This is a genomic window from Flavitalea sp. (assembly GCF_035489435.1).
Classification (GTDB): Bacteria; Bacteroidota; Bacteroidia; order Chitinophagales; family Chitinophagaceae; genus DATHKG01.
Genome location: NZ_DATHKG010000162.1, coordinates 1 through 23,019 on the forward strand (window position 1 = coordinate 1; position 23,019 = coordinate 23,019).

Genomic DNA, 23,019 nt, shown 5'->3' on the forward strand with positions numbered 1-23,019 from the left:
GCTCTTGCGGCGATGGATGATGTATTATTAAGGACATGCGAGATAGTGAGACCGGGACGAAAGTTTAAACGAAAGCATAAACAGAAGAAACCACCATCTATGGAATATAAACAGCTTTAGGGCTTAACTAAACGACATTGATTCATAACTCATAATTCATAACTCATTCAAACCTTCTTTTTTCAATAATTCATCCACTTCATCGTAGCCCGTAGGAAAAATAATGTTCTTAACTGAAGCTCCGGCTTTGATGAGTGCTGCGACAGAGTCGGGAGATCGTCTCTCGGTCCAGTATGAATTTATGCAGGCACGAACCGCAAGAGCAAGCGGGGTTTGTCCATTTCCGTCAGGGATATCAATGTGAGCACCATGCTCAATTAAAAGTTTTACCATATAAGGCCGGCCCAGCCAGGCCGCTACATGTATTGCAAGACTGCCTTGAGGTATATCAAAATATCCATCGCCATGCAGATAAGGAGTATTCTCATCAATACCAATATCAAGTAATTGCTTAACACCCGGTGCATTTCCATTCAGCGTAAATCTTGATAGAAGTTCACCACCTATAGTTTTTATTTCTTCCAAATACTCAGGAAAACTGGTGATAATAACTTCTACTGCATGTTGGTCTCCTGCTGCACAGGCAGCAATAAGTTTATCAACTCCTTCGGTTTCAGTGTTAATCCCTTTCTCACGGAATAAAGCCAATACATCGCTGCGGCCCTCCCTTGCTGCATGAACGACAGCGTTTTGTCCTGCACTGGAAACGCTGGTATCAGCCCCATATTCCAATAACAACCTGATAGCATGTAAAGCATTACTTCTCGATAGTGCATGATGTATAGCATATACACCTTTACCCCAGGATAAGTTGGGGTCGGCTCCGTGTTCCAGCAAATATTTTACTCCTGCCGTGTCGTGCCAGTCGTGTTTTCGGATAAGCATAAGTGAAAGGCTTTCCTTGGTCAGCTTTCCACTTTCGACCAGCACTTTGAGTAACTCCGGGTCATGCGTTTCAGCTGAATGATAAACCACTTCACCATCATTTGGGTCTGCACCATATGTCAACAACAGCTTTGTGAGTTTTGCATGGTGAGCCACTCCAGCTGCTCCGTATAAGGCTGATTCAAATTCCGGAAATTCACCCTTAGTCAAAAACCCGGCATTGGCATCGGCCCCTGCTTCAAGCAGTGCAGATGCTGCCCCGAGAAAATTGTCACTAAGTTGATTTTGTAAACGAAGATATTTCGATAAGCAAAGATAAACCAGAGCGGTACCACCATAGGGTTCAGCAATGGCTTTCGCATTTTCAGGGTCATCGGCAAGAAACTTTTGAACTGCCATAATATTACCCGTAACAGCCGCTGTAAAAATATTTGCATTGGCCAAAACGGGGTCAGCTGAAAGAAGCCTTTCCGCTTCATCCAGATTGCCATGCCAGGTAGAAACTTTAAGAAAATTATGAATTATGGGTTATGAATTATGAAATGAAACAAGAAATTGTGAAATGTAAAGCACCTCTTATTTCAAATTTAAGAAATGTTGGTGACATTTGTACAGTTCAGTCGGTACCACGGTATCGTCACTTAAATTTATTTTCTAATCCAGAATATATCTCTCTCTTTTGAAACATTAAACCTTTGTATTCACGACTGGTTTGTTGTGAGTTAATGAGTGAAATTTAAACCAATTCACTCACAACTCACCACTCACAACTCACCACTCACCACTTCACTCATAACTCATCACTCATAATTCATAATTCTTCTGCGGATCTTGCCTGATGTACAACTAAATCTTTTTTTCCAAATGAGTAAGTGACGCCGATCCTGAATATTCTTGACGGATAACGGGAAGATGAGGACTGCACAAGGGTGCCTGACTTTGTCACGGATTTGACTTTTTGATACTTTACAAAAAAATCGTCTGAACCTGCTGTAATGTTTAGTTTGTCACGGAAGAATTTTTTATTGATGGAAATACCATGCTGTTTCCACCTTGTTTCATAGCCTTGCAGGTAAATAGTTCTTGAGTTCAGGCGTGCATTACCCTCTATTCCAAAGCTGCTATTGAAGCGGTAAGAAATATTAATATTGGTACCATAGGTAAAACCCTCGGAAGATTGTTGCAATGCCTCGCTGCTCAGCTTCACGTATCGCAGATTCCCTGAAATGTTGAAACCAAATCCAGTCTGCCGGTTTAACGCTAAACTTGTCATTATCCCCAGATCCATATATTTTCCAATATTCTGATAAGTAGTTTCCATGATTCCGCCCGGTCTGATTAACCTGATACTTTCAACATTATTCCTGGTGCTGTTCAGAAACAAAGTATTGCTCCAGAACCATGGCTGTTTTGTAAAACTATGAACCAATTGAAAACCATGCTGAATAGCTGGAACAAGGTCAGGATTCCCATAGCTGATATTTAATGAATCTGTGTAATTGACATTGGGGTTAAGCTGATATAGATAAGGTCTCAGAATGTTTTTTTTGTAACTAAGCCTTATGGAATTGCGCTCACCAATTTTCCTGTTAATAAGAAAATCCGGAATAAAATTATTGTAGCCAGGAATAGCTAAAGACTTGTCTTTAAAATCAGCATTCAAAGTTGTCAGCTCAAAACGGCCACCAGCCCTGATTTCCCATTTCTTAACCGTAAAACTATAATTAAGATAAGCTGCATAGATAGCGCGGTGGTAGCTAAAATCATTGGATCTTAATTCATCTCTTCTATAGTCATCATCGGAAAAACTGTAAACATCAAGATTATTCGCCGAGCCGAAATAGCGAAAAACTGCCCTTGCGCCTGTCTCTATCTTAGTTTTATCGCTAAATTTATAAATATCATCAGCCTGTATTGACAGCTCCCGGTTGTCCATCCATCCCCTACTAATCTCGTTGTAGTCAATCAGTGCATTTCTTGTCTGGTTAAGGTCATAGTCTTCTGTGCCTTTATAGGTAAAGAAATATCCCAGCAGATTCAATTCATTTTTTTTATTCGCAGACTTGGCAGTGTACCCCGAATTTATACTATGCCCGGTATTACTACTGTTAAGATCGATATCTCTTGAATACTGAGAATATGACACGCCCTTAACTGCGAAGTCATTATAGGTTGAGGTTTTATTATTAAACTTACCATCCCTGAACCTATAGCCAACCGAAAAAGATTTTAGTGAATCCAGCATTTTTGTAAGATTAAATCCCAGGTAATATGACCAGTATTCATTGCGGCGGCGTGTATCCTGGACCAAAGTAGTTGGACTAAGCGCATCCAGGTCTTCTCTCACCGCCTCTTCTTTGAATTTGAAATAGTTACTGTAAAATCCACCGTCGAGTCCATATGAAATACTGTTCTTCCGCACTTTCAAACCAGCCGATAATTCCCTGTTAAATGTTTTGATCAATGTTCTCAGGTTTCCATTTTTTCCGTTAAGCCGGCTCTTTTTTGTGGTGATAAGAATTACTGCATCCGCACCCTCCGCTTCATATTTTGCAGAAGGGCTGGTGATCACTTCTACCTTTTCTATTTCTTCTGCGGGGATTTGCTTAAGAGCATCCGCAACTGAGCTCCCATATATATCCGATGGTTTGTTATCGATAAAAACCCGTAAACTCATTTTTCCTGTTATGCTCACATTTCCGTTCTGGTCAACATTAAGTACAGGAATTCGTTTAAGCAGGTCAGCAGCACTGGCGCCTGCCATCGCTATATCATTAATTGCATTATAAATGATGCCATCGTTCTTATTTTCCAGAACCGGTCTTTTTCCAGTCACCGTTACTGCCTGTAGCAGATTACGATCGATCGCGAGAAGAACATCGTCCACAAGAATTGATCCGGTATCTTTAACTATAAGTGGAAATGATTTTGAACTATACCCGACCATTGTGTAGCTGAGTATATAAGTGCCGGTTTGAATATTTTTAAAATGATAAATACCGAGGCTGTCGGATATCACTGTTTGTTTTAATAAAGAGTCGCTTGAATATAGAGTAATGGTAGCTGAAGCTGCTGGCTGGCGACTAAGAGAATCCACCAACTTTCCGCTGATGCTTTGACCCGCCACTGATAAACAGGTAAAGAGTAATAATATAATAAATACAGGTTTCATTGATCATTTTCCATATGGAGTGTTCCATATGGAATGATCAAATCTATCCCGTAGTATAAAAAAGACGAAGAAAATTAGACATCCGGCGCTATTTCCTTGACGAAAGACGGATCGAAATTCAGTGGTGAGTGGTGAGTGGTGAGTTGAGTTATGAGTGAGTGTGGAGTTGAAGTATTTCAAACTCACCACTCACCACTCACAACTCACAACTCACCACTCACAACTAATTAAAAGTCGGTGCTAATTTTAGCCACAGGTGGCTCCGGATCGCGGTTGTATGTATTGTCCGGGCCGTTAAACTGATCTTTGAACTGGTCACCCGATGAATTCATCTGGTTTTTAGCTTCTCCCAGCAAGTCGTTCAAAGCATCTGTAATTTTCTGCCTGGTTTTTGAACCTTTATCTGGTGCTATCATCAGACCGATTGCAATTCCGGCCAGGATGCCAGTAAGAAACTTTGCCATAAATTTTTTTTTAGAGTTAAAGTTAATTTTTAGAGTTAAAGTTGATACTTAAACAATAAATATTATGCTCAGCTAAACTCCTTTATTTTGGCTATAAACCAGTCCTCATATGTGGAAATTAAAGATTGCATGGGGAAACATTGAAACATAACGATATGATAAACCTGAATGGTTATCAATTTGCAGTTGATGTTACCTCTTAAGCTGAATCTGCAATTACCCAATAAACGGGTTCTGGATTTACTTTTTCCTTGTCAGTTTGATTTCCATCGTCTTATATTCCTTCCCGGTTTTGGAATCGGGGCCATACAATTCCATAAGGCCATTGTTATCGTCAATCATAGTATATACTTCCCTCATTTCACACTCAAGGCCATTTGCCGGGTTTATCATTTTGCCGGTGTAGTTTATTTTTTTAGAAGTTCCATCCAGCTCACCTTCCATTTTCAGGAAGCCTGTTCCCATATTATCAATCCAGGTGCTGAAGTATTTTTTCTGGTGATTGTCATAACCTGCAATGGACATTCCTTCGAAGGGCATACCCATCATATCACCTTTGAAAGTGGAAAGCTGGTATCGGCCATCCATAATCATTTTATTCACCATGGTGGACTTGCTCATGGTTGGAGGAGCGCCATTCCCCATCCAGGTGGTATTTTCACCTATCCAGGTACCTGTTGTTTTCGCAAGAGTCTTGTGAGCTTCACCCGGAGTTGCATATTCCATCCAGGCTTTCATCTCAGTTGCTGAATCGACCGGTATCCAGGCAACTTCGGTTTTGGCTTTGGAAGTACTTGCACTGTCTGCTGGTGCGGTACTTATAGGATCAGCTGCTTTCTCATCGGTACAGCTGACAGCAACAACAGATGCCATTAAAATGACGAATGCTAACTTTTTCATATAAAAATTTTACCAAATGTAAAATTTTTACTGAACATACAAGCTTCACCACCAAACTGTTATTTGGACAATTTAGCAGCAATTTCCGACCCTTCAGAAAATCAATTACTTGCGGTTGTGTTGAACACAGTATTCCGGGCCCGGCCTATTCCAAACTGATCAGCAATTCTGATGGCTTTTCCACCTTTAATTTGAACTTCAAGCATTTTTTCGCTTGCGACATTGTTATTAAACTCGTCCTGCAGCGTACAAATGATTTTCCTCGTCTTTACCTCTATCACTTCTCCGCTTGATGGATATGCATATTTTCCGTCGAGACTAAATGTGACTCATCCTGGCATGTCCTGCAACGGTATGGTAGTTAATTGCTGATACGGCGGAAAAGCGTTAAAAATATGGAGCCTCATATTGAAGCCATCGCAGACCTAAAGTTCTTTTTCATCCGCGGTCAGCCCGATACCATGACTTGGATTGCCATGTCTTCTTACCGGACCGGTGTTCCATCCCTCCACTACAATCCTTGCTAATTTTTTCCCGGTTTTAAGATCACCGACTTCAAATCCGAGTAAACTGTCTACCGTAACGAAAACAAGTGATTCATCACTATTAATCGTGAATGGACGTATACCATTTCCAAATGGACCTACTTTTTTTACAACCTTGTGGCTTTTGTTATCAGCAACATGCAATAAAGGCGAAGCTATATCAGCAAGATAAACCTGTGTTCCCGATGGTCCGTAAAGCGTGTTATGTGCGCGGCCAACAACTTCAATTTTAGGTGCGATAATGTCTCCGGATTCGCAGTCAACAACATTCCAGAAAGTTTTTTAGAGAGAAGGCAGGTACATAGTTTTTCCATCTGGAGAAATAGACATCCTATCAGTACCACCTTGATAGCTTTTTTCCCAGACTATTTTTTCAGTATTTAAATCGATGCGTTGTACTTTATCCAAAGTACTGATAAAAATGCTGTTGAGGCTTAAACTTACGGCAACCCCCTTAACGTTTGAGGGAATACCATTTTTATCCAGTCCTTGTGTTTTGATGCGTTTAACAAACCGGTGATTGTTTAAAATATCAAATACGAGGAGCCCATGTCCACCAAAACCAAGATAGTTCCGGATACCTGGTACCGCACAATCAATTTTAAAGTATTCAAACTTTTCATGAACGGGAGTTTTATTATGATGTTATTTTTATTTTCTGCTGTTATTTTGATTTCTTGATGACATTTTGATTTCTCGATGTTATTGATTTTCGTCTTCAAGTTTTAAAAACTCTTCATGTATTAAGACTAAGGTAATCTTTCTGACTGGGGTATATGGATGGCTGTCATCGAGGCGGTGTTCCAACCTTTGGTGTTTGATACACGCATGCCATTCCAGGTGATGTACAAAATACTACCGTCGGGACTTATGGCAGAACTAAAAGTTCCATCTGGCGTATATTGATACTTCTCTTTATAGAAACTACTTATAAATGCAATGATCTTTCGTTTTTTTGTTTTTAGATCATACTGAATAACTGGTGTTCCATCAATCTCGGCACCACCATGTGCGCCTGGTACATAATAAATATATCTTTCAGTAACCGGATCAAGATCTACCGAAGTAACATAGTTATGAGCCCCAACCATAGCCGGTCCGATAGTTGTCAGTTTTTCTTTCTTTGTATCAAATGCCCACAGATCACCGTTATCCTGTGTAAATCCATAAACAATTCCAGCTTTTGTTTCTCCTGTACAAGCACGAACTACCGGAACCTCTGCCACGCTGCTGATGGTATTTGTCCTGGGATCATATTTATAACCACTTTTTCCCTGTTTCAAATCTCCAGTCTTTGTTTCTGCCAACGGTTTCCAATAAACACAACCTGAGCTTGCGGACCAGATGGCATAACGGTCAAAACCATTTGGAGCTTTTTTCAACATTTTTTTATTCTTAACATCGTAAGCTATAAACCATATTCCTTTATCCTTTGCATCATTGCCCGGATTGGTTCCCCCATAAAATATCATACGCTGTGGATCCAGAACACTGGCTGGTATGGTGTGTTTAGCCATAGGATATGAAACCACGATTTCTTTTTTGCCGCTAACCGGATCGACCCTGTAAATATTATCACCTTTAAAACCACGGGCATCGGTAGTATTATCATTTGTCGATCCTCTATGTGTTGAGAAATATATCCATCCATCTGAACCCCTGTCTACCCTGCCATGTATTTTGCCTGGAATGTAATCCATGCCCGGAGGCATGCGGCCCGGTTCTTCAAGGAACTTCCTAACGTTCATCAACAACCGTATTTTCCTGGTTTTTGAATCGTATTCATAGACATGTCCTTCTCCCCGCGGAGCATCATGATCACCTATACTTGTATAATATTTTGTTCCGTAAGCTGAGCCATCACCCCAAACTGACCATAGTTTGCCGGGGAATATCTGCCCCGGGAGATAAAGGAAATCGATCTCCGGCTCTGTTTTGCCGATAACAACTCCTTCAGCGAGTTTTAGATTTGCGGGTTTAATTAAAAACTTGGCAGATTTGTCAGTCACTACTGCGTTTCCTCCAGGTAATCGGGGCGGCCAGTCAAGCGAATAGCGACTATCTTTTTTACTTCTGAGATATTGTTGCTCTGCGGATTCCTTCGGTTGTTGTTGTGCATCACCTGCCGTTTGCGCAGAAACGGATCCCGTTAAAAAACAATAAATAATTAATACTTTCAGATTGATGTATTTCATACTCATTTCGGATATAAAAAGCTCAATATTTATTTATCCGGCGATTAAACTTACGATTATTAATTTTATTGATCCGATCGATGAATAAATGACACCAGATTTAATCATATGGAAGTTTATATCATATCGGAATTTTAATCTTATTGAATCATTATTGTCCGACTAAAGTCGGGTTATAAAATACTGCTGGTGGCAGCAGACGAAAAAACCAATTGCAGCGTATACGACGTGCCGAAGGCAAACCTTTACGCATATTACAGGAGGGAGAAGTATTGAACGTTCTTACCGGCATCAAGCATTGGCACGGAGCAAAAAAACAACAACCTTCCAAAAGAAGCGCGGAAAGTGGAAACTCAACAGGTGGGTGAAGATCTGCAGGAACTAATTGCGCCTATTCCCGATTATGACAGACAATCATTGCTAGTGGCGTTGAAAAATTCTATCAAGGTTTATCAAATGTTGCGTCATCAGCTATCTGGTTCCGATGTAATTTTGCGTCTCAACACGGAACAAAATGTGGTGCAATACTTTGAACAGATTGAGGAAAGGACCTGTTAAAAAAATATCTTTGCGAAATGAGCAATTCAATAACGGTTAAACTCAACGAGAGAAGCAATGGACTATGTGAACTCTGCACGACAGAAACCGCGGAAATGGCCTATGCTGTAAGTCCAAAGAACAATGACGCAATCGAAAATGAAGTTGCTTTGTGCAATACCTGTGTTGAAGCATTAGCTAGCAAAGAAGCTGCTGCTCACTGGCAAGTCCTTGGTGGCAGTATCTGGAATGTAGAACCTAGTGTACAGGCCCTTAGCTACCGCATTCTCAAACAGTATGATGACCAGGAATGGGCGAATGAAATATTGACTTCGGTAGAACTGGATGAGAAAGTAATTAATTGGGCTATGAATGCTTTCCATGTCAGCGAAGTGCATAAGGATAGCAATGGGGCGGAACTCAGCAATGGCGACACCATTGTGTTAACCCAAGGGCTGAATGTAAAGGGCGCCAACTTTATGGCACCAAAGGGAACCATAGTAAGAAAAATACGATTGGTTCCGGATAACACCGATCAGATAGAAGGAAAAATCAACGAGCAGACAATCGTTATACTTACCAAATTCGTCCGGAAGTCATAGCCCTTTCCAAAACTCAGTTGATGTGAATCCGATTGACGGCTTCTATTGATTAACAGAGTTGGGCTGATCTTTCCGCCATTCCTGGAAAGCGATAAGAAAAACTTTCAGGTTATATTAATGATTATTTAAACATTTCTTTCCCTGAATTCAAGTCTGCAATGAAAGACTCGAACTGGGTCTTCCATCGGGGATCAGTGGTAACCCGCCTGCCATTCTCGGCAGCACTGATTGCTTCTTTTTTCTTACCTAGAAAATAATAACCCATAACCATTCCGAGGTTTGAATAGTCGGCATTAGGGTTCTTATCATGACTGATTTTGAAAATGTTGAAAGCTTCCTGGTGCAACTGCATCATGTTCAAACTAATTCCATACATAACCAGTTGCAGCGCGGTACCCATCGGGATAGCTTTTTTCATCAGCGAATCCGCTTCAGCAACACGATTAAATTTTTTCAATAATTCTGCATAGGTCGATAAGGTCAGAAAATTCGCTTCTCCAAAAAAAGTGTTAACAGAACGGTCAGCCCAGATCAGCGCTTCATCAAGGTTTATGTTGTTTACAAGACAATAATTCGCTGCTGTATGCATATTTTGCCAGTATCGATAGAACATTCCGGAGTTAAACTCCCTTCGAAAGGCTTCGATCTGGCGTTGGTGCAGGTCGACAGATATTCTGAAAGGAATCTTAACTTTTTCCCAGTTTAACGAAAGTATCACAGAGCTGTCAGTTGGTCCATTAAATTCATACTTGAGCCTTTCAACATTGGCAGATCCCTTTTCAACCGTGACTTCAACACGTAAGGCGTCATCCTTTGCGTCATAATAAAAACTTCCCCAGGCAGTATTGAATCTGGAAAAAACAAGCGTTGCACGGTCCGGCCCCATTGCCACAAAAAATCCATACTTTCCAGCAGGAATCGCTTTACCTTCAACTGCAACCTCAGCGCTAAACTCAATGGTAGTGTTTTCATTAGCGCCCGCCCGCCATGGGGACGATTTGCTGGTACCATAATGCAGGTCAGCAAAGCCGTTATGAACTACGCCGCCCCAGATTTTGCCTTCACGCCCGTCCACCAACGGCCTCGAGTATTCAACTTTAACAAGGGTGATACCTACATATTCGGAAACAGAAGCCTTCTTATTACGATCGGACGGAAGCGTTATTTGGCCGTAAGTAAGCGGATCAAAAGCAGTGATCAGGATAATAAAAAATAATATTCGCATGGATTTTGAAAATATTTATCAGGTTATAAAATGCGAGGAAGTTAACATTGTCAGGTATGAATTAACTCTCGATTATGATTTGTACTTTAGTGTAATTCTTTAGTGTAGTTAAAGTATAGATCAAAGATTCAGGAACTCACATTAGTAAGCCAGTTCAATTCCATCCAAGTTTTGTTCAACTTTGTTCACGTATATAAACCTTTGATTCACAACCTTGACATCACAAACTGAAAATGAAGAGATCTCTACTTGTCTGCACCTGATTGAACAGAAAATTGGCTGGGGCAGCTGTGCAAATTGGGCAACGCAAGACTTCGGGCGGCTCAGTGAAATGATTGCTACTGAGACTGGCGTGTCTCTTAGCGTCAGTACCTTAAAGCGCATTTGGGGTAGAGTGAAATACGACTCCGCTCCAACACTTTCTACATTAAATGCGCTGGCAACTTTTCTTAGTTATGAAAACTGGCACGTGTACAAACAACAAATAAGAGCGAAACCTGTCGCAGACATTTTGTCTCTGAGGGAAGAACTTAACACGGAAGTACCCTTAACCCCTAAAAATTATATAACCGGGAAACAACGGTGGCTGGTACTGGGTTCGTTGATTCTGATCACATCGGCCATTATCGGGTTTTCAAAACTAACAAGTAAGTCGCAGTCCATACCTCGTGATTTTGCGTTCAGCAGCCGGCCTATATCTATGACCCGACTTTAGTCGGACAATAATGTTATCGAATATTAAATCTTATTGAATATTAACTAAGGAGGTGTATACACTATGTATTTAATATCTGCAGCAGGAAAAGATTATTGTGCAAAAACAATCATCTCTGTAATAATATTCTATGCCCAATTATTGACCTCAGCTCTCTCTCAAACAAATAATTACCCGTTTATCTTTAAAAATGTGACACAAAGCGCAGGTTTGTTACCGGCCTTAGCAGGTATTTATGGACATGGAGCTGCCTGGGGAGATGCAGAGGGTGATGGTTGGATAGATCTTTATGTTGGAACTTTTGATAAGGATGGTAAGCGCAATATGCTGTTTCGAAACAAGAATGGCAAATTCAGCAGGGATCAACAAACATCATTGAATCTTTCAGGTCGTACAACCGGGATTGTATTTGCAGACCTTGACAATGATGGCGATCTGGATATTTATATGGGATCTATGCCACAGCAAGACAAAAAAGTTAAAGGCAATACCTTGTTCGAAAACAAGGGACAGGGAATCTTTAAGAATATATCCGCAGATAATGAAGCATGCCCTCAGGCTTTCGGAGGCAGAAGTGTCACCATCCTGGATTATAACGGGGATGGACTTCCTGACATCCTTTCCGGTGAAGATCCGCTAACGGGTTACAATGGATCAGCTACCCGGAGCTCGCGCCTGTTCAGGAACAAAGGTAAATTACAGTTTGAAGACGTTACGGTCTCTGCAGGTATACCTGCAGGTATACCAGGATATGGTGTTGCTTCATCTGATCTGAATAATGACAGTTGGCCGGATCTGTTTATTGCTGCAAATAATGGCGGAAACCTGCTTTTTATAAATGATAAAAAAGGTCATTTTTATGAAGCTCCCGGCACAAGGAAATTGTTTGAATGGCCAGGTTCCGGGGGCGACAATATGGTTTGTGGTGTTAGCTTTGGAGATGTTAACAGGGATGGCTTAATGGACATTGTAATGGGTCCGCATTTTGAAGAGCCCTGGGTCAACCCGCAACCCCTCAGGCTTTTTATAAACAAACTGTCGAAAGATGGTAGACTTTCATTTGAAGAAGTAACAAAATCAGTTGGCCTTAACCCCATTCCATTAAAGGCACCTCATGTGGAGATCCAGGATTTTGACAATGATGGTTTGCCGGATATATACACAAGTGTCGTGAAATTTAAGGATGGCAAAGTTTATCCACTCATATTCCGACAAACAGGACAGGTGAACGGATTACCCCGGTTCAGAGAAGAAATTATGGCGGTCAATGATTTTCCGACAGCAGAAGATAAAGCCCTCAAGGGTCAGACAGGAGTATTTTTTGCGAAAGTATTGAAAGAAAAAAAGATTATATACTCCGCGGCCGGACCTACAGGGGATTATGATAATGATGGAAGATTAGATATGTTCCTGCCAAGCTGGTGGCCTGAACTCCCGTCTATTTTACTGCACAATGAAACAATAAGCGGTAATTGGTTAAAGGTTCAGGTCAAGGGCACAAAAAAGGTTAACAGGATGGGTATAGGGTCAAAGATCAAAGTTTACCAGGCAGGAAAAACAGGCCAGGCAAGCGCATTATTGGGCTGCCAGGATATCAGCGTTGGATACGGATATGCCTCGGGGCAAACTGCGATTGCCCATTTTGGTATCGGAAAGATAAATTCAGTTGATATAGAAGTTATACTACCGAACGGAGCAGGAAAGCTTGTTCAAAAAAATGTAAAAACAAATCAAAAGATAATCTTGCAGGAAAACCAGTAATAAACCAGCATAAATATAAAGGCCGGTATAAATACACTGGTCAACAGTTTTTATTTTCGTTGTTGATACTAATGCTATTGTTTGTGCAAAGTTGATTCATGTTTTAATGCCAGTCTTACATCGGCGAGTTCAGCCCTGTCTGAATTAACGGGTTCAGAGATTTTTAGTAACTGCCGGAAATATTTATCTCTTTTAGCAACCTGGTTTGATAGCTCAGCTGCCCGCCCGGAGGAATAAAGTCCATTGAAGCGCCCTGGATGTTCCACTAAACTCGCCTCATAAGCAACCAGCGCTTTCTGGGGTTCATTCAATTCCATTAGCAGATCTCCCAATAGTTCTCTTGCAGGCAACACTTCACCCGGGGTTACTGCATGCTTCTGAGTTTTGTCTTCCATGTCAGCGGCTTCAGTCATCAATCTCAGTGCTTCTTCTCTTTTACCGGTTTTAAGTGCTGTCCATGCTTCTGCTGATTTCATCTGGATATGAACCTGGTTGGCCTTATACACATCTTTTTGTTCAAGAAGTTTGTCGCGTAAAATACCCATCTTTTTCAGTTCTGCTCTCGCTGAATCAGGATTGGCTGTATTGGCGAAGCCAAGCGCCCTCGCGAAATGGTATATAGACTTTTGCCAGGGATATTTTTCCCATTCAAGATCTGCAGGATGCAATTCAAGATTAGTGGCTTCTTTCCACAACCGGTTTTCAAGCACATAACGGGAAGGGATAGCCGCAAATGCATATGCCACCTTAAAATTTACCGGTGATACCTTATCGATGGATTTCAGGTACTCCCACTGCTGCATAGCAGACTTATTATCACCTTGCTGAAGGTAGGCATAGACGAGGTAGTCAAGTGTATGTAGCTCTTCGTCCCAGTGGCCCTGAATGCCGGAGGTTTCAGCATAACATTTAGCCGATGCGGATGCTGCGAGATTTGATTTTATATCTTCGTCCCATAAACCGAGACGTGTGAAAATATGAGAAGGCATATGTTGGGCATGCGCCGATGAGGGCGCAATAGCAGCATATTTACGGGCTTCCGGCAGGGCGAGTTCCGCGAGCTGGGGATAATCGTAGCTATGAATGATATAATGTATGATGCCCGGATGATCAGGTTGAATAACATACAACTCTTTAAGCATAGCCGCTGCCTTTTTTTGTTTTGTGAAAGATTTATCGGTTGGATCAGCGGCTGCCGTTAGTATTAAGGCATAAAATATAGCAGCTTCCTTATCATCAGGATGCGCACTGTATAATTTTTCCATTGCCTTTTCAAACCTGGCAAACCGTGTTGGATGATCAATTTTTTCCCAACCATTATAGAAGGTCGACACTGCATTGATATAATCCTCCTCTCTTTTTGTTTTTGCAGAAATGGTGGCTGCCATCCCAATTGCTTTGCTGCCCTTTTTGAGCTCAGCTTCAGTAGGCGGAGCCCATAAAGTATGGTAGTTAGACATAGCCACGCCCCAATAGGCCATTGCGCAGTCAGGTTGCTGGTCGATAATCCTGGCAAAGACCTTTTCTGATTCATCGTATTCAAAAGAATGCAAAAGGGCTACACCAAGTTCAAAGTCTTTTTTTACTTCGGGTGAACAGGAAGACACAAAACCTACTGTACCAAATTGTTTGTCCGGGCTACCACAGGCAATCAATTCACCGCGTTTGAGATTGAGAGCGGTAATAGCCTCGGTTGAAGGCTGTTCATTTTTTTCCTTGCAGGCGGCAAAAATCAAAAAGAGAAGGCAGCAAAAAAAAGAATAGACCCATGGTAATATTCCTTTCATAAATGTTGGTTATGTTTTAAACTATTTATAAAAGCCTGCAGGATCGGCTTGAGGTTGCAACTAATCTGTCTTGCCGAATGTAAGAAATTTGCTGGTGTATTAGTGAAATTTTGACTAACTTCTGGATGTTAAATTGCACCGCAACCGTATTTCAGACTAAATGAGTAGTCTTGCTATTTTCCGAACTCGTTGTGGATCCCCGGCGGAGCATTCTATATGACCTTTAAAATAAATTATGCACATATGAAACGCCCATTTACAGTCTTTTGACACATAGTGAAATTCCCTTGGGCGTTCCATATGACCTTTAAAAATAATTATGAGATATGAAAGCAATTGAAATCATTTCCATTCCGGTTACCGATCAGGCGCGGGCGAAAGAATTTTACCTCAACCTTGGATTTGAATTAATGGTCGAAGCTCCATTTGAAGAAGGCAAACAATGGATACAACTCGGATTTCCGGATAGTGCAGTTTCTATTACATTGGTTACCTGGTTCAAAAACATGCCCCCGGGATGCATTGATGGCCTGGTCATTCAAACCGATGATATCAAAGGAGAAATTGCAGCACTGGCTGCAAAGGGTATAGTAGCTGGCCCGATTGATACAACTCCGTGGGGACAGTTCGCAGCATTGAAGGATCCGGATGGTAACCGTTTAAGTTTACACGAACGCAGGTAACTGCAAAGTGAAGTAAATATAACCGTCATTTATTACCATCATTTATAATCGTCATTGTTTTCAATCAGCTTTTTTTCCAGTTGAAATTCGCGGTATTCATCTGGTGTCATAATGGGTATGCCATGTACTATGGGATAGAAACGATTGCAGCCGGCGCAATGTAAAATTCCTTTCAGAATATCGCCCTCCAGATCTTTTATGAATATCTCTAATGATAAATCATGTTTATCAAAAGGGCAGCAAAGTTTTTCAATTGTTTTTTGCTTCATATTTCTATATTTTTTCACTTAAGGCTTTTAAATATGCCCGTGTTGCGAGCAGTGGATCATTACTTTTTAATATTCCACCAATAACGGCCACCCCATCAAAAGAAATAGTCTGTTTAAGCAATTGGATATTTTCAGGTGTGATTCCTCCGGAAATATAAACCGTCATATCTGTAAGCTGCTTCGTTTTTTGAATTATAGATGGTGTTACAATTTCACAGCTACCGGCAGAAGATGAAGGAAACATAGAGCAAAACGAGACATAATCCAGTTCATTTCTCATGGCCCAATCGATTATGTTGAAATCGTTACCACAGGTTATGCCGGCGCTAAAGCTTCTACCTACCAATCTTTTAATAGCTGGATAATCATGCGGTATTTTGTCGAAATGAATTCCATCAAGTGCAGGATGTGTCTGCAACAATAAATAATCTTCATTGATGAATGCCGGTACGTAATACGGTTTGCAAAGGCTGCAGATCGTTGTAATTATTTCAGATTTACCAGACGTAACGCTCCAGCGGTTCCATATCTGAACTGCACTGATACCGCCTTGTAATGCTGCCTCCAGTCTCGTGACAAGAAGGTCTTTCTGTATTGAAGGATCTATTACCAGGTATACCCCGCCTTCCGGCTTTCTTGAATTTTTCATTTCAGACCTTTGTTACATGCTAAAAAAAATGCGTCCCAGTACGGATCCTTACTGAAATAAGGCATTGGCTTTTTAACTAAATCCTCAATCAGCTTATAGCCAAATTGTTTTTCTTTAAACTCACCTATTACTGTGGCGCTGATATTATTTTGTTGTAAACGCTGTAAAACATTTTGTGCCTTTTCTTTTTCTGCAGCAATGATCATGGCGCCTGCCCCAATACAAAAGCGGTGGTCAAGTTCAAACAGATTACAAATTTTCTGTGTCGTACTACCGGCAGGCAAATTGTTATTGTCAACCCAAACTCCGTTTCCCGACGCTATTGCCATTTCATATACGGCTCCCAGTACACCGCCTTCGGTGACATCATGCATAGCGGTAACTTCTGTAAAATTGCTGTTATTATCAGCCGCAACTAATCCGTCCTTTAATGAGGATGTTTGATAAAAGAGTCTGCAACCTTCATCATAAATTTCTTTACCCAGTTTATTTTTCACTGTTTCGGGGAAACTCATAGCAAGTATGGCAGCTGATGATATTCCACATTCCTTGGTTAGAATTATGACGTTACCTGCTTGCGCATTTTTACTTATCCTGATCTTTTCTTTTGGCGCTGTAAGCAACATGGTTCCACCTCCTGCAATAGTAGATCGCTGTCCTTCAATGCCACCTGTATGTCCGCCTGTTATCGAAATACCCGCTTCGTGGCAGTATTTGTGTACAAAATGCCAGTAAATTTTAAAATCATGTTTACTTAGACTAACTGGCAGATTCAATACCATCTGAACATACATAGGCGCAAAGCCGGTAGTTGCCATATCATTGGCCATCAGGTGAACCGATAACCAGGCCGATTCCTGCAAGCCCAGGGAAGGAATTAACGATAACGGGTCACTGGTCAGCGCCATCGCCATTTGTCCGGGCAGATCAATAACCGATACATCTATACCAAAGCCTGGCCCGGTAGACACTTCATTTCGCTGAAAGCCACAGTGTTTTAGAATAACTTCTTCAAAAGCCTCGTTTTCAATTTTACCCGACAAAAACATAGCGCAGTTTTAATCAATCAAGAAACTTTATATACAATCCAAAGAAATCACCAACAGGAACACTCCATTGTTGTACAGGAAACCATTTTGGCAGACCAGTACAGGTCCATTCAAGACTATAAGCGCGTCCTTTTAATGCAATATCTATCTGTTGAATCAGCAGCCCGGGAGTATAAAAGGTGGCCGTAATATAGAATGGATTTTTGCCGAAAGCCTGTTGTATTTTACGTCGTATAAATTTGGGAGAGTTACGGTTCATCATTCCAAAGGCAATGCCAGATCTGGCTACTCTTGCAGCTTCCTGTATAACCTTAACGGGATTAATATAATACTCAAAGGTGGTTATGAAGGCAACGGCATCAAATGTATCGTCTTTAAAAGGCATATGGTGTGAATCGGCGTTCACCAGGTCACCATTAAAAAGATGCACGCCCTGTCCGAGCATAAAAGGTGAAATATCTGCTCCGGTCGCATCAATACCAATCTGATTCCACCACCGCGTAAACCTGGTGGTGCCGCAACCAAATTCGAGTAGTTCTTTTACCCTGGTATCGCATTTGAGCAACTGTCCCATTACCTTCTTTTGCCACAATTCGGCTCTTTTATAACGGCCTTCATACCATTGTTCATATGTATCTGTATGCTCCCTGTTGAAGAACCATTCTTTCCGACCCTGCCATTTTATCAATCCCCGGGTTACCTGGCTGAAATTATTTTTCTGCAGTTCCATTGTTATGTTTTAAAAAGTAAAGCCTTGTTTCCTGCCGGAATTATGGTGCAGGAAACAAGGCTTTTATAAAACAGTTGAACTGAAAATAACTGGCCTTTGCATCCCTACGCCGGTATTATCCGGATCAGGTAACGGGTATTATCTCAGCCTTTAAATTATTATTAAAAGCACCCCGTGCAAGATTGAAGCAATTTAAGTGTTTTTTTTATGTGTTATGTATTAACCCGGAGGCTGGCATTATCTTTTAAAGATTTCAATAAGTGGAATCAGCTACTTTAATAATGTTAGTAGCTATTTCCTTTGGGCATGGCTATTCCTCATCGTAACTTGTAGTACGCTATAAGAGTAAACGCTTAAATGGATAATTAAATATATTTAAATTGAAATTAATCCGTGCTGAGCGCAGTTATTGCAGCATATTTCCTGGTGCGGCTATATTAGAACGTTAGAAACCAAAAGATATCTTGAAAAAGCCCGTCGATAATCAAAATGCGAACCATAACAATGCCAATCCTTTAGCAGGTCGGCATCTGGTATATGATAGTGAACCGAAACATGAATCGGATGCACCTACCAGAGCTATTCAGTCTGTGATAGACAAGCTTTCGCGTGAAAATGAAGCATTGAAAAAAGCAAATGGTGAACTTATCGAAGCCAATATCAGGTTGCAGTTTACGAAAAAAGACCAGGATATCAGGCAGGCACAGGCGAACCTCAATGCGATGGTGGAAAACTTTGACGGGTATGTATGGAGCATTGATAGGTCACACCGGTACCTGGTATTGAATTCGCGGTTACGCAATACAATTAAAGATATATATGGGATGGATGTAAATCCCGGTGATAGCGTTCAGGATGTGCTGAATTCTTCAGATCCTTCGCAGATTTTAAATTGGGAGACCTTGTATAAGGAATCTTTCGCCGGGAAGGCACAGCGCCTGGTACATGAGTTTTCTCATGAGGGCGAAGTACTTTATTTTGATATGTCTATCAATCCCATCTATGACGGTTCTTCGGTAATAGGCGTTACATGTTTTGCCCGTGATATTACGCTTGAAAAAATACAAGAAAATAAACTGCATTCAAACGAAACCCGCTTTGAGGTACTTATCGAAAAAAGTCACAATGGGATTGCTTTGTTTGGCGCCGATAGCAAAATTAGTTATGTATCACCGTCAGTGTCAAACATTCTTGGATATACCAGGGACGAATTGTTGGTAACGCATCCAGCAGTACTTTATCATCCGGATGATGTACAGGCGATTAATGCGGTATTAAATGATCTGCAGACTTTGTATGGCGAAACAAGACAACTCACCTACCGCTTAAGGCATAAAAACGGGGAATGGAGATGGATCAGTTCAATTGTAACAAACATGCTCCGGGAGCCTTTGATAAACGCCTTTGTTCTTAACTACCGGGACGTTACAGAAGAATTTAAGGCGGAGGAGAATCTGAAAAAAGCAACCATCCAAAGGACCGCCATACTCAATTCATTAACTGCGAGAATTGCCCTGCTTGATGAAAAAGGTAACATCATTGATGTAAATGAAGCCTGGAGTAAGTCTTCAGATCAAAATGAATTAACAGGAAATTGCTATACTGAATCGATCAATTATATAGTAGTGGCGGAAAAAGCAAAACTATTGTCGCCACAAGCCGGCAAAAAAATAGCTGCTGCCATAAGAGATGTAATTGCAGGCAGGATCGACCAATTTGTTTTGGAATATGCCTGCAAAACTCCCTCCGGCCAGAAATGGTTCTATTTAATAGTGAGGCCGGTGTTTGGAATTAATTCCGGCGCCGTTGTTTCACATTTTGATATTACCGAAATTAAAATCGCCGAACAAATAATAAGAAATTCCGAACAGCTTTACCGCTCATTGTTTAATGACAGCCCTATTGCTAAGTGGGTGGTTGACAGGAAAAACCTGGGTTACCTGGAAGTAAACGATATGGCAGTTTCTCACTATGGTTATTCCAGGGAGGAATTTTTGCAAATGACCGCTTTCGATCTCCGATTACCGGATAACAGGAAAGAACTGGAAGTCATCCGCCAGAATAGGAAGTGTAATGACTTTAAGAACAGGCTGGTAACACATGTTAAAAAAAATGGAGAGACGCTTATTGCAGAAGTATTTGTGCACCCGATAATCTATAAAGACACGGATGCCTACCTGGTGATCGCACATGATATATCCAGGACTTTACAGTTACAGGATGAGCTTACAAAAGAAAAAGTGAACCGTCAGATTGATATAACCAAGGCCACTATTGAGGCCCAGGAAAAAGAACGTGGTGAACTTGGAAAAGAACTTCATGATAATGTAAATCAAATGCTGGCTACCGCCAGGCTTTGTCTTTCCGCTTATCAGACAAATCCCCAGAAGGATGAAACTATTCTTAGAAAAAGCATAAATGTAATAGATGACAGTATAGAAGAGCTTAGAAAAATATCCAAATCATTGGTCCCGCCATCGCTTGGAGACTTTACGTTGACGGAATCAATTGAGCAACTGGTAGAAAATATCAAGTTTGCCAACATGGAACCAAGACTACAATTAAGTTCCATACTAGAACACAAACTTAGCGAGGCCCTTAAAATATCAATTTACCGGATTATACAGGAACAACTCAACAATATCCTGAAATATTCTAAGGCTTCTGTGGTAGAAATAGTTATCCAACAGAATGCAGAGCGACTGGAATTGAAAATCTCGGATAACGGGATTGGTTTTGATTTAAATCAAAAGCGAGCCGGAATCGGACTCACCAATATCATCAATCGTGCTACAACTTTCAACGGAAAAGTATTGTTGGATTCCGAGCCCGGTAGGGGTTGTACGATAAACGCATCATTTTTGTTATAGGGCTTGTGAACTGCCTGGAGATTTTTCATGGGAAATCATTTTTGAAGTTGTTATTATTCTGAAAAAATCCCTCCCCGGTGTTAGCGGTGCTTAAAACGATCGCGGTTTTGAAAAATTTTGCGATTTAACCAGTGTGCAAGATAAGCACTACCCGCACCCACCACCGCGCCCGCGATTACATCCGATGGATAATGAACTCCCAGGTAAATACGTGAGTATCCTACCGAGGTTGCCCAGAGACAAGACGGTATGACAACATACCATTTTCTGAATTGCAGCGAAAGACTAGTGGCTGTGGCAAAGGCCATGGAAGTATGCCCTGACGGAATTGATTTACCACTGTAGCTATCATAGGGAAACACATCAAATGGATACTTCTCCACCGGCCGCCGACGGTTTATAATGTTTTTTAAACTTCCAGTTACCGCTAGCTCAATAAGAGCCGCTGCAACCATTTCATAGGATTGCCGTTTTATCATGGAGTCCCGTGTAATCATTCCTGCGGTAAATAAACTCACCGGCGCTGCGATCCCGATAACATAGACAGATGAACTAGTCAATCTGAAAAACTTAGAGTCCGGATTCTCGGGATTGATTGCTTTAACAATATTGATGTCCCAGTTTTGGGCCTGCACTGGTTGACTGAAGGATGTTAAAAACAAGAGCACAACAACGCGAAACGTATGCATAAATCTGTGCCGTTGCAAAGAAATTTGAAAAGCCATGATTAAGTCAGTGGTAAGTGGACAACTAACTCACCACTCACAACTCACAACTAAAGTAGTAGATTCATTAAATTTGAACAAACCTCAATTTTACAAATGAATACCAACTCGTTGAACCGGAGAAAATTTATAGTTAACGGTGCATCTGTCCTGGGCTCTGCCCTCATCATGTCTGACCCGCTTATTATCCTGGCTGCTGGTGTGCAGACAAATGCCCTGACAGTAGGGCAAATAATGGATTTGTTTATAAAAGAGATACCTGATGCACCATTTGCAAACACCGTAGACACGCTGAAATCAGGAAACAGGGACATAGTGGTAACCGGCATTGTAACTACTATGTTTGCCACTATTGAAGTGATACGAAAGGCGGTTTCATTAAAAGCCAACTTCATAGTTGCACATGAGCCAACATTTTATAACCACCAGGATCAAACAAAGTGGCTCGAAGATGACGATGTTTATCAATACAAGGCAGCGTTATTAAAGGAGCACAATATCGCTGTATGGCGGAATCATGATTATGTGCATAGCCTTGCTACCGATGGAGTAAGAAAGCAGGTAGTTGATCAGCTTGGATGGAGCGACTTTGGCAATGCCAATCAACCTGTTTTCTCATTAAATCCCGTACTCTCCCTGAAGGACCTTATTGACCATGCAAAGAAAAAGCTGGGTGTCCCAGCTTTAAGATATATCGGGAATCTTAGCCAGCCCTGCGGAAGGGTGCTATTGATGCCCGGTGCAGCAGGGGGTATGTCCCAGATCCGCAATATTCACAACCACAAACCGGATGTCCTGGTTTGCGGGGAAGTTTCAGAATGGGAGACCGCAGAATATGTTCGCGATGCGCGGGCGAAGGGCGATAAGCTGGCCCTGGTTGTACTCGGTCATGCTGCCAGCGAGGAACCCGGATCGCTTTTTATGGCCAGATGGTTCAGGGAAAAAGTTCCTGCCATTAAGACCACACATCTGCCTGCCGGCAATAGTTTATCGTTTAGATAAGTTCCGATTGTTTAAGCCATTAAGTTTTCAGGATTTTTCAAACTCATGCCTCTACATATGATGATAAGAGAGAATTCCGACTCAGACAAAATCAAAATTCCATGCTATCACTTTTGCACAGAGCATAAGAGAAGTACATAATTCAGATTTCAAATTTTGCACAGAGCATAAGAGAAGTCTATAATTCAGATTTC

The 23,019-nt window shown here is 41.3% G+C and carries 20 protein-coding genes and 1 riboswitch; of the genes, 7 read left to right on the plus strand and 13 right to left on the minus strand.

What is annotated here, in order from left to right; all coding sequences use genetic code 11:
- Positions 1 to 156: 156 nt before the first annotated feature.
- The 6 genes from VK664_RS25375 to VK664_RS25400 all read right to left on the minus strand — a co-directional run bounded on the left by VK664_RS25375 (position 157) and on the right by VK664_RS25400 (position 8,221).
- Positions 157 to 1,344: an ankyrin repeat domain-containing protein gene (locus tag VK664_RS25375; protein ID WP_461401521.1), complete on the minus strand. Its 1,188-nt coding sequence runs from the start codon at positions 1,342 to 1,344 to the stop codon at positions 157 to 159.
- Between the two features lie 412 nt (positions 1,345 to 1,756).
- Positions 1,757 to 4,117: an outer membrane beta-barrel protein gene (locus VK664_RS25380; RefSeq protein ID WP_461401522.1), complete on the minus strand. Its 2,361-nt coding sequence runs from the start codon at positions 4,115 to 4,117 to the stop codon at positions 1,757 to 1,759.
- A gap of 227 nt (positions 4,118 to 4,344) precedes the next feature.
- Positions 4,345 to 4,581 carry a YtxH domain-containing protein gene (locus VK664_RS25385; protein WP_461401523.1) on the minus strand — a complete coding sequence of 79 codons (237 nt, stop codon included), beginning with the start codon at positions 4,579 to 4,581 and terminating at the stop codon, positions 4,345 to 4,347.
- A 240-nt stretch (positions 4,582 to 4,821) separates the two neighbouring features.
- Positions 4,822 to 5,481: a DUF1579 domain-containing protein gene (locus VK664_RS25390; protein ID WP_461401524.1), complete on the minus strand. Its 660-nt coding sequence runs from the start codon at positions 5,479 to 5,481 to the stop codon at positions 4,822 to 4,824.
- 425 nt (positions 5,482 to 5,906) lie between these two features.
- A complete protein-coding gene (locus tag VK664_RS25395; protein ID WP_461401525.1) occupies positions 5,907 to 6,170 on the minus strand; it encodes a hypothetical protein in 264 nt (87 codons plus the stop codon).
- A 605-nt stretch (positions 6,171 to 6,775) separates the two neighbouring features.
- Positions 6,776 to 8,221 carry a hypothetical protein gene (locus VK664_RS25400; protein ID WP_461401526.1) on the minus strand — a complete coding sequence of 482 codons (1,446 nt, stop codon included), beginning with the start codon at positions 8,219 to 8,221 and terminating at the stop codon, positions 6,776 to 6,778.
- Between the two features lie 212 nt (positions 8,222 to 8,433).
- On the opposite strand from VK664_RS25400, the gene VK664_RS25405 reads away from it, so the two are divergent.
- Together VK664_RS25405 and VK664_RS25410 are read left to right on the plus strand one after the other, a co-directional pair.
- Complete coding sequence (locus tag VK664_RS25405) at positions 8,434 to 8,589, plus strand: hypothetical protein (RefSeq protein ID WP_461401527.1); 156 nt, start codon at positions 8,434 to 8,436, stop codon at positions 8,587 to 8,589.
- 207 nt (positions 8,590 to 8,796) lie between these two features.
- Entirely contained in the window at positions 8,797 to 9,360 is a 564-nt protein-coding gene (locus VK664_RS25410; protein ID WP_461401528.1) for a PhnA domain-containing protein, read from the plus strand.
- A gap of 121 nt (positions 9,361 to 9,481) precedes the next feature.
- Here VK664_RS25410 and VK664_RS25415 read toward each other — a convergent pair whose 3' ends face one another.
- On the minus strand, positions 9,482 to 10,585 hold the full coding sequence (locus tag VK664_RS25415; protein ID WP_461401529.1) for a DUF2911 domain-containing protein: 1,104 nt from the start codon (positions 10,583 to 10,585) through the stop codon (positions 9,482 to 9,484).
- Positions 10,586 to 10,799: 214 nt separating this feature from the next.
- Here VK664_RS25415 and VK664_RS25420 point away from each other — a divergent pair, with 214 nt between their 5' ends.
- Both VK664_RS25420 and VK664_RS25425 read left to right on the plus strand, forming a co-directional pair.
- Positions 10,800 to 11,300: a hypothetical protein gene (locus VK664_RS25420; RefSeq protein WP_461401530.1), complete on the plus strand. Its 501-nt coding sequence runs from the start codon at positions 10,800 to 10,802 to the stop codon at positions 11,298 to 11,300.
- A gap of 192 nt (positions 11,301 to 11,492) precedes the next feature.
- On the plus strand, positions 11,493 to 13,061 hold the full coding sequence (locus VK664_RS25425) for a CRTAC1 family protein (RefSeq protein WP_461401531.1): 1,569 nt from the start codon (positions 11,493 to 11,495) through the stop codon (positions 13,059 to 13,061).
- A 74-nt stretch (positions 13,062 to 13,135) separates the two neighbouring features.
- Here VK664_RS25425 and VK664_RS25430 read toward each other — a convergent pair whose 3' ends face one another.
- Positions 13,136 to 14,848, minus strand: coding sequence for a tetratricopeptide repeat protein (locus tag VK664_RS25430; protein ID WP_461401532.1), 1,713 nt, complete (start codon positions 14,846 to 14,848; stop codon positions 13,136 to 13,138).
- A gap of 326 nt (positions 14,849 to 15,174) precedes the next feature.
- On the opposite strand from VK664_RS25430, the gene VK664_RS25435 reads away from it, so the two are divergent.
- Complete coding sequence (locus VK664_RS25435; RefSeq protein WP_461401533.1) at positions 15,175 to 15,531, plus strand: VOC family protein; 357 nt, start codon at positions 15,175 to 15,177, stop codon at positions 15,529 to 15,531.
- Positions 15,532 to 15,569: 38 nt separating this feature from the next.
- Here the strand turns inward: VK664_RS25435 and VK664_RS25440 are convergent, their stop codons facing one another.
- Genes VK664_RS25440 through VK664_RS25455 form a run of 4 tightly spaced genes read right to left on the minus strand, consistent with a single transcriptional unit; the run spans position 15,570 to position 18,228 of the window.
- A complete protein-coding gene (locus VK664_RS25440) occupies positions 15,570 to 15,800 on the minus strand; it encodes a Trm112 family protein (protein ID WP_461401534.1) in 231 nt (76 codons plus the stop codon).
- A 4-nt stretch (positions 15,801 to 15,804) separates the two neighbouring features.
- Positions 15,805 to 16,449 (minus strand): thiamine phosphate synthase, encoded by a 645-nt coding sequence (locus VK664_RS25445; protein WP_461401535.1) that lies wholly within the window; start codon positions 16,447 to 16,449, stop codon positions 15,805 to 15,807.
- Entirely contained in the window at positions 16,446 to 17,498 is a 1,053-nt protein-coding gene (locus tag VK664_RS25450) for an AIR synthase family protein (RefSeq protein WP_461401536.1), read from the minus strand. Before VK664_RS25450 ends, VK664_RS25445 begins: the two co-directional genes overlap by 4 nt.
- Positions 17,499 to 17,511: 13 nt before the next feature.
- Positions 17,512 to 18,228: a class I SAM-dependent methyltransferase gene (locus VK664_RS25455; RefSeq protein ID WP_461401537.1), complete on the minus strand. Its 717-nt coding sequence runs from the start codon at positions 18,226 to 18,228 to the stop codon at positions 17,512 to 17,514.
- 84 nt (positions 18,229 to 18,312) lie between these two features.
- Positions 18,313 to 18,413, minus strand: a riboswitch (TPP riboswitch).
- Positions 18,414 to 18,692: 279 nt separating this feature from the next.
- Between VK664_RS25455 and VK664_RS25460 the strand changes: the two genes are divergently transcribed.
- Complete coding sequence (locus VK664_RS25460; protein WP_461401538.1) at positions 18,693 to 21,098, plus strand: sensor histidine kinase; 2,406 nt, start codon at positions 18,693 to 18,695, stop codon at positions 21,096 to 21,098.
- 80 nt (positions 21,099 to 21,178) lie between these two features.
- Here VK664_RS25460 and VK664_RS25465 read toward each other — a convergent pair whose 3' ends face one another.
- Positions 21,179 to 21,823 (minus strand): phosphatase PAP2 family protein, encoded by a 645-nt coding sequence (locus VK664_RS25465; protein WP_461401539.1) that lies wholly within the window; start codon positions 21,821 to 21,823, stop codon positions 21,179 to 21,181.
- A 96-nt stretch (positions 21,824 to 21,919) separates the two neighbouring features.
- On the opposite strand from VK664_RS25465, the gene VK664_RS25470 reads away from it, so the two are divergent.
- Positions 21,920 to 22,825, plus strand: a complete 906-nt coding sequence (locus tag VK664_RS25470) for a Nif3-like dinuclear metal center hexameric protein (protein WP_461401540.1) — start codon at positions 21,920 to 21,922, stop codon at positions 22,823 to 22,825.
- Positions 22,826 to 23,019: the final 194 nt, after the last annotated feature.